This window comes from Bacillus sp. FSL W7-1085, from assembly GCF_038595035.1.
Taxonomy (GTDB): Bacteria; Bacillota; Bacilli; order Bacillales; family Bacillaceae; genus Bacillus; species Bacillus altitudinis.
In genome coordinates, this window is record NZ_CP152000.1 from 1,982,224 (window position 1) to 1,996,493 (window position 14,270).

The 14,270-nt window shown below is 40.8% G+C and carries 18 protein-coding genes; 6 read left to right on the forward strand and 12 right to left on the reverse strand.

Annotated elements, in window-relative coordinates:
- Nucleotide 1 precedes the first annotated feature (1 nt).
- The 4 genes from ablA to cgeC form a co-directional block, all read right to left on the reverse strand.
- Nucleotides 2-1,402, reverse strand: a complete 1,401-nt coding sequence (ablA, locus tag MKY11_RS10035; RefSeq protein ID WP_008346434.1) for a lysine 2,3-aminomutase — start codon at nucleotides 1,400-1,402, stop codon at nucleotides 2-4.
- Between the two features lie 116 nt (nucleotides 1,403-1,518).
- Entirely contained in the window at nucleotides 1,519-2,895 is a 1,377-nt protein-coding gene (locus tag MKY11_RS10040; RefSeq protein WP_024718563.1) for a sigma-54-dependent Fis family transcriptional regulator, read from the reverse strand.
- 156 nt (nucleotides 2,896-3,051) lie between these two features.
- Entirely contained in the window at nucleotides 3,052-4,347 is a 1,296-nt protein-coding gene (locus MKY11_RS10045) for a glycosyltransferase family A protein (protein WP_342501382.1), read from the reverse strand.
- A gap of 18 nt (nucleotides 4,348-4,365) precedes the next feature.
- Nucleotides 4,366-4,686, reverse strand: a complete 321-nt coding sequence (gene cgeC, locus MKY11_RS10050) for a spore maturation protein CgeC (protein ID WP_007500768.1) — start codon at nucleotides 4,684-4,686, stop codon at nucleotides 4,366-4,368.
- Nucleotides 4,687-4,894: 208 nt separating this feature from the next.
- Between cgeC and MKY11_RS10055 the strand changes: the two genes are divergently transcribed.
- Nucleotides 4,895-5,296 carry a hypothetical protein gene (locus MKY11_RS10055; RefSeq protein WP_007500770.1) on the forward strand — a complete coding sequence of 134 codons (402 nt, stop codon included), beginning with the start codon at nucleotides 4,895-4,897 and terminating at the stop codon, nucleotides 5,294-5,296.
- 183 nt (nucleotides 5,297-5,479) lie between these two features.
- Nucleotides 5,480-6,274, forward strand: coding sequence for a DUF3880 domain-containing protein (locus MKY11_RS10060; protein WP_342501383.1), 795 nt, complete (start codon nucleotides 5,480-5,482; stop codon nucleotides 6,272-6,274).
- 28 nt (nucleotides 6,275-6,302) lie between these two features.
- On the opposite strand, the gene MKY11_RS10065 is transcribed toward MKY11_RS10060, so the two are convergent.
- The gene (locus tag MKY11_RS10065; RefSeq protein ID WP_017367462.1) at nucleotides 6,303-7,025 is read right to left on the reverse strand and encodes an N-acylneuraminate cytidylyltransferase; all 723 of its coding nucleotides are present in this window, start codon (nucleotides 7,023-7,025) and stop codon (nucleotides 6,303-6,305) included.
- Nucleotides 7,026-7,279: 254 nt separating this feature from the next.
- On the opposite strand from MKY11_RS10065, the gene MKY11_RS10070 reads away from it, so the two are divergent.
- The gene (locus MKY11_RS10070) at nucleotides 7,280-8,308 is read left to right on the forward strand and encodes an SDR family NAD(P)-dependent oxidoreductase (RefSeq protein ID WP_072368232.1); all 1,029 of its coding nucleotides are present in this window, start codon (nucleotides 7,280-7,282) and stop codon (nucleotides 8,306-8,308) included.
- A gap of 53 nt (nucleotides 8,309-8,361) precedes the next feature.
- Here the strand turns inward: MKY11_RS10070 and msrB are convergent, their stop codons facing one another.
- Together msrB and msrA are read right to left on the reverse strand one after the other, a co-directional pair.
- Nucleotides 8,362-8,793 (reverse strand): peptide-methionine (R)-S-oxide reductase MsrB, encoded by a 432-nt coding sequence (gene msrB, locus MKY11_RS10075; RefSeq protein WP_007500777.1) that lies wholly within the window; start codon nucleotides 8,791-8,793, stop codon nucleotides 8,362-8,364.
- Complete coding sequence (gene msrA / locus MKY11_RS10080) at nucleotides 8,793-9,326, reverse strand: peptide-methionine (S)-S-oxide reductase MsrA (protein WP_035391726.1); 534 nt, start codon at nucleotides 9,324-9,326, stop codon at nucleotides 8,793-8,795. Before msrA ends, msrB begins: the two co-directional genes overlap by 1 nt.
- Nucleotides 9,327-9,464: 138 nt before the next feature.
- Between msrA and MKY11_RS10085 the strand changes: the two genes are divergently transcribed.
- The 3 genes from MKY11_RS10085 (at nucleotide 9,465) to MKY11_RS10095 (ending at nucleotide 10,995) form a co-directional block, all read left to right on the forward strand.
- A complete protein-coding gene (locus MKY11_RS10085) occupies nucleotides 9,465-9,896 on the forward strand; it encodes a MarR family transcriptional regulator (RefSeq protein ID WP_007500780.1) in 432 nt (143 codons plus the stop codon).
- 52 nt (nucleotides 9,897-9,948) lie between these two features.
- The gene (locus MKY11_RS10090; protein WP_008346413.1) at nucleotides 9,949-10,209 is read left to right on the forward strand and encodes a hypothetical protein; all 261 of its coding nucleotides are present in this window, start codon (nucleotides 9,949-9,951) and stop codon (nucleotides 10,207-10,209) included.
- A gap of 117 nt (nucleotides 10,210-10,326) precedes the next feature.
- On the forward strand, nucleotides 10,327-10,995 hold the full coding sequence (locus MKY11_RS10095; RefSeq protein ID WP_342501384.1) for a DUF4397 domain-containing protein: 669 nt from the start codon (nucleotides 10,327-10,329) through the stop codon (nucleotides 10,993-10,995).
- Nucleotides 10,996-11,183: 188 nt separating this feature from the next.
- Here the strand turns inward: MKY11_RS10095 and ypmT are convergent, their stop codons facing one another.
- The 5 genes from ypmT to MKY11_RS10120 all read right to left on the reverse strand — a co-directional run bounded on the left by ypmT (nucleotide 11,184) and on the right by MKY11_RS10120 (nucleotide 14,268).
- Complete coding sequence (ypmT, locus tag MKY11_RS10100; protein WP_008346409.1) at nucleotides 11,184-11,381, reverse strand: protein YpmT; 198 nt, start codon at nucleotides 11,379-11,381, stop codon at nucleotides 11,184-11,186.
- A gap of 24 nt (nucleotides 11,382-11,405) precedes the next feature.
- Nucleotides 11,406-11,972, reverse strand: coding sequence for a YpmS family protein (locus MKY11_RS10105; protein WP_017359695.1), 567 nt, complete (start codon nucleotides 11,970-11,972; stop codon nucleotides 11,406-11,408).
- A 9-nt stretch (nucleotides 11,973-11,981) separates the two neighbouring features.
- Nucleotides 11,982-12,743, reverse strand: a complete 762-nt coding sequence (locus tag MKY11_RS10110) for an SGNH/GDSL hydrolase family protein (RefSeq protein ID WP_017359696.1) — start codon at nucleotides 12,741-12,743, stop codon at nucleotides 11,982-11,984.
- A 69-nt stretch (nucleotides 12,744-12,812) separates the two neighbouring features.
- Entirely contained in the window at nucleotides 12,813-13,403 is a 591-nt protein-coding gene (locus MKY11_RS10115; RefSeq protein ID WP_007500791.1) for a cytochrome c oxidase assembly protein, read from the reverse strand.
- Nucleotides 13,404-13,425: 22 nt separating this feature from the next.
- The gene (locus tag MKY11_RS10120; protein WP_342501385.1) at nucleotides 13,426-14,268 is read right to left on the reverse strand and encodes a DegV family protein; all 843 of its coding nucleotides are present in this window, start codon (nucleotides 14,266-14,268) and stop codon (nucleotides 13,426-13,428) included.
- Nucleotides 14,269-14,270: the final 2 nt, after the last annotated feature.

Consider the following 14,270-nt stretch of genomic DNA (forward strand, 5'->3'; position numbering starts at 1 on the left):
GTTATTTCTCCTCCTTTACGGTTTGTTCTTTTTTGAGCTGGGCTTGATATTTCTTCTCTTTTAATTCATCTCGTTTTTCGCGTTTGTTTTTGAGCGTATCATGTTCAGGATTCGTCTCATAAGACTCTCTTCGTTTCATTCGGCTTAAATTTTCAGGCGTAAAGGATCTTGCTTCGTCCTCAAATAGAGCTGTTATGCCAATGGCGGGTTCTTTCTTTTCTTCATAGATTTCATTAAAATACGCATCTGCTTGGCCTGCGACGTAATGTTCCGGCTCTGGATAAGAGGTGATCACACCTTCAAAGTTACGCAGGACCACTTTCTCTGGGCTTTGAGATAATAAATAATTTGGCTGTAAGGTGATCTTACCTCCTCCGCCTGGTGCATCTACAACAAAGCTTGGCACAGCATAACCACTCGTATGTCCTCTTAAGCCTTCAATGATTTCAAGGCCTTTTGAAACCGGTGTTCTAAAGTGGCCGATCCCCTCAGATAAATCACATTGATAAATATAATAAGGTCTGACGCGAATCATGACGAGATCATGCATCAGCTTCTTCATAATTGGAACACTGTCGTTAATTCCTGCTAGGATCACCGCCTGATTACCAACAGGCACGCCAGCATTGACAAGTCGCTCACACGCTTCTTTCGCTTCTTTTGTGATTTCAATGCTTGTATTAAAGTGAGTGTTCAACCAAACCGGATGATATTTTTTTAAAATCTCACACAATTCATCTGTAATTCGCTGCGGAAACACAACCGGTGCACGTGTTCCAATTCGAATGATTTCAACGTGAGGAATGTCTCGTAAGTTTTTCAAAATGTATTCAAGCACTTGATCATTAATTAACAGCCCGTCACCGCCTGAAATTAACACATCCCGCACTTCAGGGGTTTCTCTAATATATCCAATGGCGGCATCTAATTGCTTTTTCGGCACACCCATCCCGATCTGACCGGAAAAACGCCTTCTCGTACAATAGCGGCAGTACATGGAGCACTGATTTGTGACAAGAAACAGCACACGATCTGGGTAGCGGTGCGTTAAACCTGGAACAGGTGAATCCTCATCTTCATGGAGCGGATCTTCGAGGTCATATTTTGTTTTATGAAGCTCCTCTGCAATCGGTACAGACTGCATACGAATTGGGCATCTTGGATCGTCTGGATTCATCAGTGAGGCATAGTAGGGTGTAATGTTGAGTGGAATGGTCTTCGTGGAAATCTTCACCCCTTCTTTTTCCTCTTCTGTTAAGTTCACGACTTTTTCTAAATCTTCAAGCGTTTTGACCGTATGCGTCAGCTGCCAAATCCAGTCGTTCCACTTTTCCTCGGGTACGTCCTTCCAAAGTTCGATGTCCTTCCAATGTCGCGCAGGTTGATACAGTTTTTGATTCATATCCATTCCCCCTATCAGCATTCACTTTATACTATGCAAGTTATGTGCCAACATGGGAAAATGCCCCTATTCTTTACAAAAGGAGCTTTTCCGTCACATTCACATGTTTGAAGTGCCTACTTTTCGGCATCTGTATATTTTTTTAGTTTATACTGCAATGTTTGTCGAGGAATTTTTAAAGCGGCTGCCGTTTGCTTAATATTCCCTGCGTGCTGTCTTAAAGCTTCTTGAATCAGCGTTTGTTCAAATGACGTCACTTGACTTTTTAATGAGGACTCTGGCGGATGACTTTCTATCTGATGCGTCCGCAAATGGGCAGGGAGATATGCTGGGGTGATTTCTTCTGCTTCCTTTGGCATCATCAAGACGGCATGCTCGATCGTATGTTTTAATTCTCTGACATTCCCTGGCCACTGATGGGCCATAAATACTTGGACGGTTTCTTCAGAAAGGCGGTTGACGTTTTTAGAAAATTGCTGATGATACGTTTGAATAAAGTGGCGGGATAACAGCTGGATATCATGCTTCCTTGTGCGAAGCGGCGGGATATGAAATGATGACACATGCAGTCTATAAAATAAGTCTTCTCTTAACATTTGTTTTTTAACGGCTTCAAATGGGTCGATATTGAGGGCAGTAATCACTCTGACATTTACTTGAACCGCCTTTGCATCACCTATCCGGCGGACAACACCATCCTCTAACACACGCAGTAATTTTGTTTGAAGCGTAAGCGGCATCGCTTGCAGCTCATCAAGAAAAAGCGTACCGCCATCTGCTAACTCAAACAGCCCCTTGCGATCTATTGCGCCCGTATAACTTCCTTTGACAGACCCGAATAAAAGACTTTCAAGCAGCGATTCTGGAAGAGCAGCGCAGTTTTGCGGGATAAAGACTTGATCTTTCCGATCAGATGCATGAACAATCGCTTGTACGAGTACCTCTTTTCCTGTCCCAGTTTCCCCGAAGACCATAACCGATGAAGGATATGCAGCAGCTTTTTTCGCTTTTTCCAGCATCTCTTTTAAGTGTGGATCATTTGTTAAAAATGAAGAAAAATCGAGCATTTGAGTGGTCTCCGCGGCACCATCCGTTCGTTTTTTTTGATCTAAACGATTCGAAAGCGCCGACAGCTTCGACACATCCTTCGCTACTTCTACCGCCCCAATTAACTTGCTGCCTTCCATAATGGGCAGTGTGGTGTTGACAGTCTCAATTTTTTCTCCATTTTTATTCAAATAGGTTTGCAACGAATGATAAATGGGTTTTCCTGTTCTAAGTACATGCATGAGTGTACTTGTCTTTTCAGTTAATGAAGGATACACATCCAGTATGTACTTGCCAATCACCTCTTCTTTCGCTAAACAGTCGAACTTCGCTGCATTATGATTATAAAAGATGGTGACCCCTTGATCGTCTACAACGTGAATCGCTTCATCGATAGCTTCTAAAATTAATTCAAACCAATCCGCTCTTTCGACAACCTTCCCCACTATTTCCCCCTCACTTTCTATGCCGAAAATCCGGCACAGTATTGCCCAATTTTCAGCGGTTTGATGATATTCAACGTGTTCCCCTATCCTTTTCACGTTTCGCTTTTTCCTTTCGATCTCCTGCTTTTTTTGTCAATTCTAAAAAAAGCACCCCTCTTAGAAGGAGTGCTTTCGCCCTGATATCTGATAAAGAGACAAGTCAAATTCCTGAAGAGACTCCATATACAGCGGCACAATTGGCTTTCCTTCTTGAAAAAATGCAAATTGAGAAGGTTGTAGTTTGATTGGCTGATGGTAAAACGCAAATATTTTCACTACCTCAGGGACAATTCGGCAAAAGGTATCATGCACAAATAAATAGACATCTTGTTTCCATTTAAACAGCCGTCTATTTGGCGGGCTGAATATAGGAGATACTTGAATGATCTTGCCATCCTCAAACGTCTCCAGCTGCTGTTTTGTGACCGTGTATATCTCCTTTTGATGAAACTGAAAATATTGCACATCACGTTTTGAAGCAAACCGTCTTTTTGTCTGATGTTCAATATAATAAAATGTTCTGCCGTTATCTGCGGTGACGACTGTATAATTTGGGACTGTCAGCGGCTCGTTCATTTCATATTTCATCGCACATAACGAGGGAACACGAATCGCACGCCTGTTCTTTTCATTCACCCAGCGCTTGTCAATGCGATGAAGATATCCGCTAGCGATTTGATAATAAGCGCCTTCTCTGTCAATCACAGCTCCGTCAATTAAATCGTAGGGCATACTCGCAAACATATGATGGAATGATTGTGGCGTTTTATATGTGGTATCAAGTACTTCTTTTAATGGAAAGAACGCAGCAAAATGATTCAGTCTCATCCAAAACACAGAGTCAGCATGATGCCAATGTTTTGGTTCGTCGGCCCAGTATTGTCCGTATTTTTCATGAATAAGCGGAAGTAGCCGGCTTCTATGCATAACAGAGCAATGGTCGACTTGAAAGGATGCATGCTCCAACACTTGATCTGCTTCTCGAACGAAGCTCGCCGTTTCCACCAAATGCTGATTCACATGCACGACACGCTGCGAGGAATAGACGATATCTATGTGAGGCTTCGATTGAAAAACCTCGACCATTTTCTCTAAACGATCTTTTCTGTAGACTGTATCATCAGTTACATAACAAACCAGCTCACCTGTTATACGTGTTAATGCTTCATTAATTAGCGTTGCATAACGTACAGTCTTCAGCCGGTTTGCAGGATGAATTTGATGAGAATACAATTGAATGCGCTTATCCACTAAATAAGGCTGCATCTTTTGGATCGTTTCTTGTTCAGAGCCATCATCCATGATCAAAAGCTCCCAATGCTGATACGTTTGTTCTACCACACTCTTTAGCACACGTTCAATGAAATCAGGTTTGTTGTAGCTTGTTAATATCACTGATACTTTCATGACCATTATCCTTTTTTAAATAGATTAAAAAGCCCCCCAGCTGACAATGTTCACATAAGGAACACTTACTCTTAGTTGATTTGTCGCATTTTTAAAGACTGCTACTGAGTCAAACAATTGTACGACAACCACGTTTTGCAGCACATCTCCATTGACTAAATGAACACGTGGCAGCGGAATGCCGAGCTCAAGCCACGGGCGCAGCAATTCTTTAATCTCTGACGCACTCCCTTCCTCACTTTCCTCTAAAAGATGAAGAAGAAGTATAATCAACACAACTTCAAGTATTCCTTCTGTTTCTAGTAATTCTTCGTTCCAGCCATTTAATAGTTGTTCAAATTCCATTCAGATTCCCTCTTTCTTCTCGTTTGATCTTTACTAGAGTATGAGGATCACTTCATTTAGCATCAGCATTTGAAAACATTTTTCAAAAATGTGTGAAGTCATTAAATGAAAAAAAGAACAAGGAATGAGCATTCTGCTTATACCAAAAAAAGAGAACGGCATATACATAGTGGTGTGTTTGAATGGATGAAGAAAGGATGGGGAAAACATGAGCGAAAAGCGTGCCGAATTAAAAAAAGAGCTATTAAAGCTGTTTTTCAAACCGCTTAGTCATGCGTTAACAGTTAATCTCGAAGAAGGAGGAGTTCAAGTGGAAGAAAAATTGAACGATTTATTTAGTGAGGTAGCTGCTGAAGCATCACCTTCAGATTCTGCTACAACACTCGACGTATCTCAACCAGCAAGATGGATTTTCGCAAGACTTGCACCTGGAACAGTCATTAGCATTGTCATGGACTCAGGTGACTTAATCGGACCCGTTCAATTCGTATCATTCGATGCTTCAACAGGTGTTGTTTTCGTCACACAAGAAAGCTCTGTGACACCTACAGGCTCTGCAACGACTCTATTAGATGTAGATAAAGTAGAAAGTGTTACGTTCACATCTTAATGTGAGAGGGCCATCATGAAGCTTCTTTATATCAGCTCTGGCTACGGTGGAATCTATCGGATGTTCGATCAATGGATAGAAGAGAGCTTCATTGATTCCCCCTTTTCATGCGTCAAGGTGGATAGGGAAACTCTACCCGCTCATATGCACAAAATCCGGACATTTTCTCCGGATTTTGTTTTCATGATGATCGGTGATCATATTCCAACAGAACTGCTTCATCAATTCAAACAAGAAAAGATCCCCGTTGTACTGTGGATGACAGAAGACCCTTTTTATATAGATGTGTCAGCTGCATGTGTAAGTGATGCACAGCTGATCTTAACGATTGACGAAGGTGCTTTGTCATTTTACAAACAAATGGGCGCTGATCACACGCACTACTTTCCCATTCCGACCAATACACACGTATTTCAGAAAAAAGAATCACCACATGAGTCGTGCATCTATGACATTGCACTCATTGGCTACCCTTATCCAAACCGCATCAAAGCCATCAATACACTCTTACATCAAAACAAATGGCGCATTCTCGTGGCAGGAAAAGAGTGGCATCGCGTGTTGAATAAATCACGCAGACGATATCGTGATCTCTCACTGATGACCCGCTGGCTGAGTCCCGAGCAGATGGCAGACATCTATCAAACATCAGCCATTGTTCTGAATCCGCACAGGCCCGCGCAATTTGCCTATAATCAAAACAAAGCCAATGTTCAAAATATGAGCCTCAACAACAGAGCATTTGATATCGCTGCAAGCGGAGGCTTTCAGTTGACAGATCTACAACCGTCACAGGCATTTTCAAGCTTCGCTTTTTACACACATGAAAACGATTTGATTAAGCAGGTCGAGCACTATGTAAAAAACCCTCAACAAAGACAATCGGTTGCAGAGAACAATTACGAACAAGTCGTTCGCTGGAACACATTTGATACGCTGCCTTACAGACTTTATGAAATAGTCAAAAGCGCCCTATGACCGGGCGCTTTTTCTAATTGCCATCATCTTATGCCGTTCCTTCTGCATCTTGTCGAGCCAGTAAAATCTTCTCTGCCTTTTTCCGATCTTCCTCACTTTTCACAACAAGCGATTGCGCATGATCCATCATATATGCACCAACAGATCCTTCTAAAAAGGAATGAATGCATTCTTTTGCATATGGAACATGAAACGCATAGACAGCTCCATTTAAACGTCCATACGTATAAGGGTGCTCCTGAGTTGGTACAAAAAAATAATGATTGTCCTTATACAGGCTGGCTTCATTGGTGTCATGAAGTGTCCAAGTTTCATTTGGATTTTCTAACGCCTCTGTAAAAGAAGCCGCACAATCATATCCCCCCTCTACTAGAAGCTGCAAGCAGTTCTCAATATCTGCCGTCTGCCTTAGTGGTGATGCTGGATGCAAATACAAAACAATATCAAACGTCTTTCCCTCTCGTTCTAAATAAGCAAGCGCATGCTTCACAGCTACTAAAGAAGGTGTTTGTTCTGTCACATGTGTGCTTGGCAGTTCAATCACATTTGCTCCATAGTGGGACGAAATGATTTGAGTATTCACATCCTCTGAAGATACGATGACTTCATCTAATTCAATCATTTGTAATAGTGGCTGAATGGTCCAATAGATCAGCGGCCGCTCCGCCAATACGCGAATGTGTTCAGCATGATGTCCCTGCTTGCTGCTAAAAGCTGGTATCATAGCTAAAATACGATTTCCCCTATACATGTATGATCTTCTCCCCTCGCGCAGCTCAGTATCAGAGAATACATTCTGAGAGCTGAACTGATCACCGTACTGAAGTTCTTTAGGTGCCTCGCTATTCTACTTAATCTTCTATCTCTACATATTCTATTAAGTCGTCAAGCAGATGGTTATAATTGGTTCACCTAATTTATGCATGAAGTGGTTCTTTTCCTCAAACGTCTTCCACTCTTTCACATATGATGCAAAGTAGAGAAATGAGAGTTGGGGGATTAGATATGTCCAAACAAATAGAAACGAGTTTGAAGACCTTTTTTCGTGACAAAATCATCTTGGTCACAGGCGGTACGGGTTCGATTGGCCGGCAGATTGTGAAAAAATTAACAGCCTGCTCTCCTAAAAAGGTCATTGTCTTCAGTAAAGATGACAGTAAACAATACATGATGAAAAATGAATATGCGGCAAATCCAGAGGTTGTATTTGCACTTGGAGATGTGAGGGATGCCAGCCGCGTCAGGCAGCTTGCCAAAGGGGTAGATATCATCTTCCATGCAGCTGCACTCAAACAAGTACCCACCTGCGAAGATAATCCGTTTGAAGCTGTCCAAACCAACATCATCGGCGGACAGCATGTCATTGAAGCAGCACTTGAACATGAAGTCAGTCATGTTGTCAACATTTCAACCGACAAAGCGGTTTCTCCGACAAATGCCATGGGAGCTACAAAATTAATTTCAGAAAAATTGTTTTTTCAAGCGAATGAAAGTATTTCAAATCAGAAAACGAGGTTTTGCTCTGTCCGGTTTGGCAATGTGCTTGGATCAAGGGGTTCCGTCATCCCCATCATGCTTCAACAGTTGTTAAATGAACAACCTCTAACTGTAACTGATCCTAAGATGACACGCTTTTTTATGTCTATCGAAGAAGCTGTATCTCTCACGCTTGAAGCAGCTATCATGATGAAAGGCGGCGAAACATTCATCCTCAAGATGGAGTCATTACAGCTGGCTGATCTATTGAAAGCATTTCATGAATATGCCGGTCTGATCAATGTTCCTTCTCCTGATATTCTCGTTGTGGGAAAAAGACCTGGAGAAAAACTTCACGAGGAGCTCACATTCCCTCACGAGGCAGATGCACTGTTTGAACATGAACAATTTTATGCCATTTTACCAAGACCACATCTTCACCCTCATTTTCAAAAAGTTCATTTGACCCATTACACATCAAACGAAGCACCGCTCATTACAAAAGAGAAGCTGTTTCACATCATTGAACAATTACATCATACCCACCATAAAAAATAAAAAAATCGTCACACGGAAGCAGCTGACTTCCATGTGACGATTTTTAAAATCAATTATTGAAAGATGTGTTTCAAATGACCATAGCCTTCTTTTTCAAGATCATCCTTCGGGATAAACTTTAAAGCGGCAGAATTAATACAATATCGAAGACCGTTTGGCCCTGGGCCGTCAGGGAATACATGACCAAGGTGAGAGTCGGCCGTCTTACTGCGAACTTCAGTCCGCACCATGCCATGGCTCGTATCTACTTTCTCTTCTACCTCTTGATCTTCAATCGGCTTTGTAAAACTTGGCCAGCCGCAATGGGCATCAAATTTATCTAAAGAAGAAAACAATGGTTTGCCTGAAATGATATCTACATAAATGCCCTCTTCCTTATGATCCCAAAATTCATTTTGAAATGGCGGCTCAGTGCCATTATTTTGCGTCACTTCGTACTGCATTCGGTTTAATTCTTTGATGCGCTGCTCTTTTTCGTTAGCCATTATTTATCACTCCAATGAGATTGAATAAAACCTGCTCTGCCCGAACCGACATGGTATCGTTCGTAGTGCATTTTGTTCTTTTTATAATAATGCTGATGATATTCCTCAGCAGGATAAAAAGGACTAGCCTCTAAAATTTCTGTCACGATTGGCTTTTGGAAAATTCCACTTTGGCTCAGCTGCTCTTTTGATGTTTCTGCAAGTTGCCTTTGTTTTTCATTGTGGACATAAATCCCTGTACGGTAGGACTCTCCTCTATCACCAAATTGTCCTCCATCATCTGTTGGGTCTATTTGCTGCCAATATAGTTCTAATAGCTTCTCATACGGAAAAACGTCTGGATCAAAGGTAATTTGAACGGCTTCTCTATGGCCTGTCGTATTTGTACATACTTCCTCATAGGTTGGATTCACTGTATGTCCGCCAGTATACCCTGATTCAACTTTGATAATGCCTGGCTGTTCATCAAAAGGTTTAACCATACACCAGAAACAGCCTCCAGCAAATGTGGCTAATTCTTGTTTTTCAGACATATTAGTGCCCCCTTCATTTAAAAAATGGTATCATCATATTATAACATGATAAAAAATAATGAAAATGATACGACTTGTATACCTAAAAACAAATGAAAGCATTCTGTCGTATCTTAAAATATAATGGGGGTTTAATGATTGGAACAAAGAAAACAAATGATGTATGAAATGGATACTTTACTGAGAACCGTATTTAAGCAAATACGTTATGAAATTAACAGCTTGCTTGAAAACGAATTATCTCGGAATGAATTTCTCATTTTAAATCTGCTGCGTGAACAAGGCGCAAAAAAAGTAACGGAATTCGCCTCAATTCTCGGTGTATCAGCAAGCCATATTACAGCTGTAACCGACACACTTGTAGAAAAAGGCTGGATCACTCGTATCCGTTCAAAAGAGGATCGACGCATCATCAAAATCCACTTAACCGATAAGGGTAAGGAAATTACTGAGCATTTTGAGAAAAAGAAAACAGAATACTTCATGGAACGATTTGAATCATTTGATGATGAAGAACTGAAAACGATGATCAAGTTATTTAAAAAGCTGGATAAAAGTCAAAAGGATTAAGCATAGATTTTAGCGTGGAGGACATGCTACGGATAAAAAGGTGGAATGAACCATGACAAGTCCATATCTTTGTCCGAACTGCAAAACCAACAGAACGCGTTTTAACCTCATCGAGCAGCATTCAGAACCTGTGAAACTTGATCCAGCAACTGGAGCTATTGTCGAAACATATGAAGGAGATCAGCTTTCTCCTTTTCACATGAACTATCAAGGACCGAAAATCAAAGTCCAGTGCGGCGTTTGCGGATTAATTGAGGATGAAAAAACGTTCATTAAGTTGGCTGAATATCATCAATATTCATCTCCTTCTTAATACGAGAGCCTGACACTTTTTGTCAGGCTTTTTTCTATGTTTCTTTTGCCTATACAGATCGTCCCTTTCTTGCATACGCTACAAAAAACACATTGCAGAGAAAGAAGGGATAAAGACGTGCAGCAGCTCTACGAGATGAATCAATTTCTATATCGTCCATTAGCTACCTTTCCCCCATACCATCCGAGAAACACCATTTCCAAAGCTGTTATTCGATTATTTCACGCTGCACCGGATTTAAGTGAGCTTGCTGTATTTGTAAATCAGCAGCCAATCCAAAAAAAGCTGCCATACGGTCAGCTGTCTGCTTATATGGAATGGGATGAGGGTGTTTATGAGATAGAAGTATTCAAGCTGGCTACAAAAGAAAGAATTCTTTCTTCTCGTATGATGATTAATGGAAACGAGACTTACACGCTATGTATCACAGGAGCTCGTACCGGCTTTGCGCTGCTCACAGAAAAGCAAGACTCGCTGATTAAGCAAGATGAGCTATCAGCACTCACGTTTATCCAGCTGTCACCAGACCTCCCTTTCATTGATATATATGAACGAGATCAAGGCATCTTATCAAAGGAGCTCGGATATGTAAACGGCACCCAAACCTACCACTTCTCTCCGAATAAGTATCACTTTGAATTAAAAGCTGCCGGTACTCAAAGTGTACTGCTAGATATTCCGAAAGTTCACCTGCAAACAAAGCGGGCCTATCTTATTTTACTTCATGGATTTGCAAACGGAGAGCCAGAGCTAATGGCAAAAGTCGTCTTGTCTCACCAAATGTAAAAAGAGACTTTCCAAATGGAAAAGGCTCTCAGCGTGTAGACAAAGCCTCGCATTCGGTGTCAGTCCTGCGTGCCGGTGCTCACGAATGTCACATTCACTCTGCGCCAGTACTCGTCCTTCCTAGAATGCAAAGGTTTTCTATTCCGCTGAAAAGAAGACAAATAGCCTTTCCAAATGGAAAAGGCTATTTACGAGACATCTTCAGCTTTTTCTTGTTTTTGAAAATCAAAAGCAAGAATCATGGTACCTAAAAATAATGCACAATAGGCGATATTTAAGTAAAACTGGTCGATATTTTCTGCTTTTAAATGAGAGGCAGCTGTCATGCCAAAGTATGCAGCAAATAAGAGCGACAGTAAACTAAAATATTGATAGACTCGCTTCATAGTTTCACTCCTGACTTACACGTTCTATTGCTTTGGATGATAATATGAGAATTCAATTTCATCATTCTCAAGATCAATTTTGTTCGCTTTGACATACATATCATTCGTCAGCGGCATTTCTGAAAGGCGCACTTCCACTGTTTTTTGGTCTGGTTTCACATGAACGAAATCAGGCAGTTCATAGAATTGACCCATGTAGCTTAAAACAAAACTGATTGGGATGCTTAATTGTCCAATTGAAAAGTCATCTACTTTCAGCAGAACATCCCCATTATCTTCAACAGATGGTGTAAATGATACATTTGCATTAATCGTTGAAGAAAAAGCTTTGATTGCACCTGTTACTTTCACATCTTGGTCAATCGCAACATGAAAGTCGGGCATATCGCTTGATCCTTGGTTTTTTAAATAATCATTGACAAAGCTGGTGAGCGATTCTTTTGAACTAGAAATGTTAAAAGCATACTCGCTGTTCACTTCTTTTTTCGAAGCTGATTGATCGCTCGGCAGCAGCATAAAAATACCGCATACAAGAACAATCAATAGATTAATTGACAGTAAAACAAAAAATAAACTCTTCCATTTTTTCATCTTTTCACCCTATTCCTTCGGCAGTCCTTCTTTTTTCACTTCTGAGAATAAACGATTTGCCATAAGAGAGTACCCCTTTTGGTTTGGGTGGAAATCATCATCTGCCAGTAATTTTTCATCTTTATCATCTTCAAATAAATCTGCTACATCGATCATATCAGCATTGCCGTCTTTTTTTAGTTCTTTTTCGGCAGCAGCATTCCAGTCTTTGACGACCTCATCAATATCTCTCAGCTCAGACAAGCTGAATTTAAAAGGATTGTACATACTGACATACATGATCTTTGCATGGTCATTATGCTCTCTTAATTGAGCAAGAATGGTCTTAAAACGCTCTTCAAAAGGACCTTGCTCTTTTTGAAAAGGAGCAAATGTCAAGTTGAGCACATTTTGACGGACGACATGCATTAAGTCATTTCCGCCGATCGTAAAGAAAATATAATCAGCGTCTTTCAGTCCATCCTGCACTTTTTTTTCTTTTAATCTTTTTAATAAATCTACCGTTCTACTGCCTTTAATGGCATAGTTTTTTAATGTAACAGACTGTACACCGTCCACCGCTTCTATCTTGTCACGAGTGATGCCGGCATACCCTTTTTTATTTTGATCTCCGATTCCTTCTGTTAAGGAATCTCCAACCGCTGCGATCGTAATATGTTCTTTTACGTTTTGTGTGTCTTCTAGTTTATCCTTTATGCCAGCCTCTTGTGCGGAACATGCAGAAAGAACAAAAGCTAGAGACATCACAATCAAAATCAAACGAGCCTTCAAACGATGATGTCCCTCCTTTTTCTGATTAAAAAAGTGTATCATGTTTTCGCTCATTTGAACATCCTCATGCTAGCTTCGATTCAGTGTTTTGATGTCCTTGATGATTTCATCATATGGCGTATTTTGAACACCATCATAGTTTTTCATCACTTTTCCTTCTTGATCAACGAGGAAAAACAGAGATTGGTGTATCACTTGATCTTCGTCTTCAGGTTTTTTCACAATCGTCTTAAAGCTTTTCATTGCAAATTTTTCAATCGCTGACTGCGAGTAACCAGTGAGAAAATCCCAATTTTTAAAGGATAATGGATATGCTTTTGCAAATTCCTTTAGCTTTTTCGGTGAATCCACCTCTGGGTCGACGCTAAATGAAATGATGTGCGCATCCAATTTTTCCTCTTTTAACCGTTTTTGTAGCTCTGTCATATGTGCGGTCATCGGCGGGCAAATCGTTTCACAGCTTGTGAAAATAAAATCTGCCACCCAGACTTTCCCCTTTAAATCGTCGAGCGACACCTTTTGACCATCCTGGTTTTGATACTCAAACGGCTGGATTTGATAATTTAACGCATCCTTGATTTGTCCATTTGAACATGAGACTAAAAGAAGCACGCTTATAATCGTAAGCGCACCAAATAAGGCTCCCCTTTTTGTATACATGACAATTACATCCCCTTTTCAATCAATCGGTATAAAAAGTAAAGCCTATAGCGCCCTTACCAGTATGACAGGAAATAATCGGTGTTGTATAAGCGATGTCAACTAGTGCATCAGGTGTGTGATCAAGCAGTGCTGTTTTAAGCTTTTCTGCAAGTTCTAATGCGTCTGCATGTGCAATCCCAATGGCCTGAACGGTTTTCCCTTTCACCGCCTGTACATACTGTTTTGTCAAATAGCGGACAAGAGCGGAGTAACTTCTCACATTCGCTTCTGGTGTGTATATGCCGTCTGTTAAGCTGGCAATTGGTTTAATATGAAGAAGTGAACCGATCAGCGCCTTTCCTCTTCCAATTCGTCCACCTTTCACGAGATTTTCTAATGTATCGATTGTGACAAATAGCTTTGTTTTAAGACGAATTTTGTCCATTTCTTTGAGGATGTCATCACGGCTTGCCCCTTTTTTTGCAAGCTCTGCTGCTTTGGTGACTTGAAACCCTAAACCATAGGAAATAAAATTCGAATCGATGACAGTGATATGTCCGTCTACCATTTTAGAAGCGCTTTCAGCAGTTTGAACCGTACCACTCATCCCACCAGTTAAATGGATACTAATGACTTCGCTTCCATCTGCCGTCAGTTTTTCATATAATTCGACGAATTGACCGATGGCAGGTTGAGACGTTTTCGGCAGTTCCTCAGCGGCCTCCATTTTTTCAATAAATTCATCTGGCTGTATGTTCACTCGGTCAATATAATCAACCCCAGAAATGGAGATATTGAGCGGAATGACATGAATGGAAAGATCATTGATTTTTTCTTGCGGAAGGTCCACGGTTGAATCTGTTACAATTTTAATTTGTTTCACTA

What these genes read in the sequence shown, in the direction of transcription:
- ablA (WP_008346434.1), bottom strand. Translation starts at nt 1,402, where the DNA reads ATGAATCAAAAACTGTATCAACCTGCGCGACATTGGAAGGACATCGAA.
- MKY11_RS10045 (WP_342501382.1), bottom strand. Translation starts at nt 4,347, where the DNA reads ATGGTCATGAAAGTATCAGTGATATTAACAAGCTACAACAAACCTGAT.
- cgeC (WP_007500768.1), bottom strand. Translation starts at nt 4,686, where the DNA reads ATGGAATTTGAACAACTATTAAATGGCTGGAACGAAGAATTACTAGAA.
- MKY11_RS10055 (WP_007500770.1), top strand. Translation starts at nt 4,895, where the DNA reads ATGAGCGAAAAGCGTGCCGAATTAAAAAAAGAGCTATTAAAGCTGTTT.
- MKY11_RS10060 (WP_342501383.1), top strand. Translation starts at nt 5,480, where the DNA reads ATGATGATCGGTGATCATATTCCAACAGAACTGCTTCATCAATTCAAA.
- MKY11_RS10065 (WP_017367462.1), bottom strand. Translation starts at nt 7,025, where the DNA reads ATGTATAGGGGAAATCGTATTTTAGCTATGATACCAGCTTTTAGCAGC.
- MKY11_RS10070 (WP_072368232.1), top strand. Translation starts at nt 7,280, where the DNA reads ATGTCCAAACAAATAGAAACGAGTTTGAAGACCTTTTTTCGTGACAAA.
- msrB (WP_007500777.1), bottom strand. Translation starts at nt 8,793, where the DNA reads ATGGCTAACGAAAAAGAGCAGCGCATCAAAGAATTAAACCGAATGCAG.
- msrA (WP_035391726.1), bottom strand. Translation starts at nt 9,326, where the DNA reads ATGTCTGAAAAACAAGAATTAGCCACATTTGCTGGAGGCTGTTTCTGG.
- MKY11_RS10090 (WP_008346413.1), top strand. Translation starts at nt 9,949, where the DNA reads ATGACAAGTCCATATCTTTGTCCGAACTGCAAAACCAACAGAACGCGT.
- ypmT (WP_008346409.1), bottom strand. Translation starts at nt 11,381, where the DNA reads ATGAAGCGAGTCTATCAATATTTTAGTTTACTGTCGCTCTTATTTGCT.
- MKY11_RS10105 (WP_017359695.1), bottom strand. Translation starts at nt 11,972, where the DNA reads ATGAAAAAATGGAAGAGTTTATTTTTTGTTTTACTGTCAATTAATCTA.
- MKY11_RS10115 (WP_007500791.1), bottom strand. Translation starts at nt 13,403, where the DNA reads ATGTATACAAAAAGGGGAGCCTTATTTGGTGCGCTTACGATTATAAGC.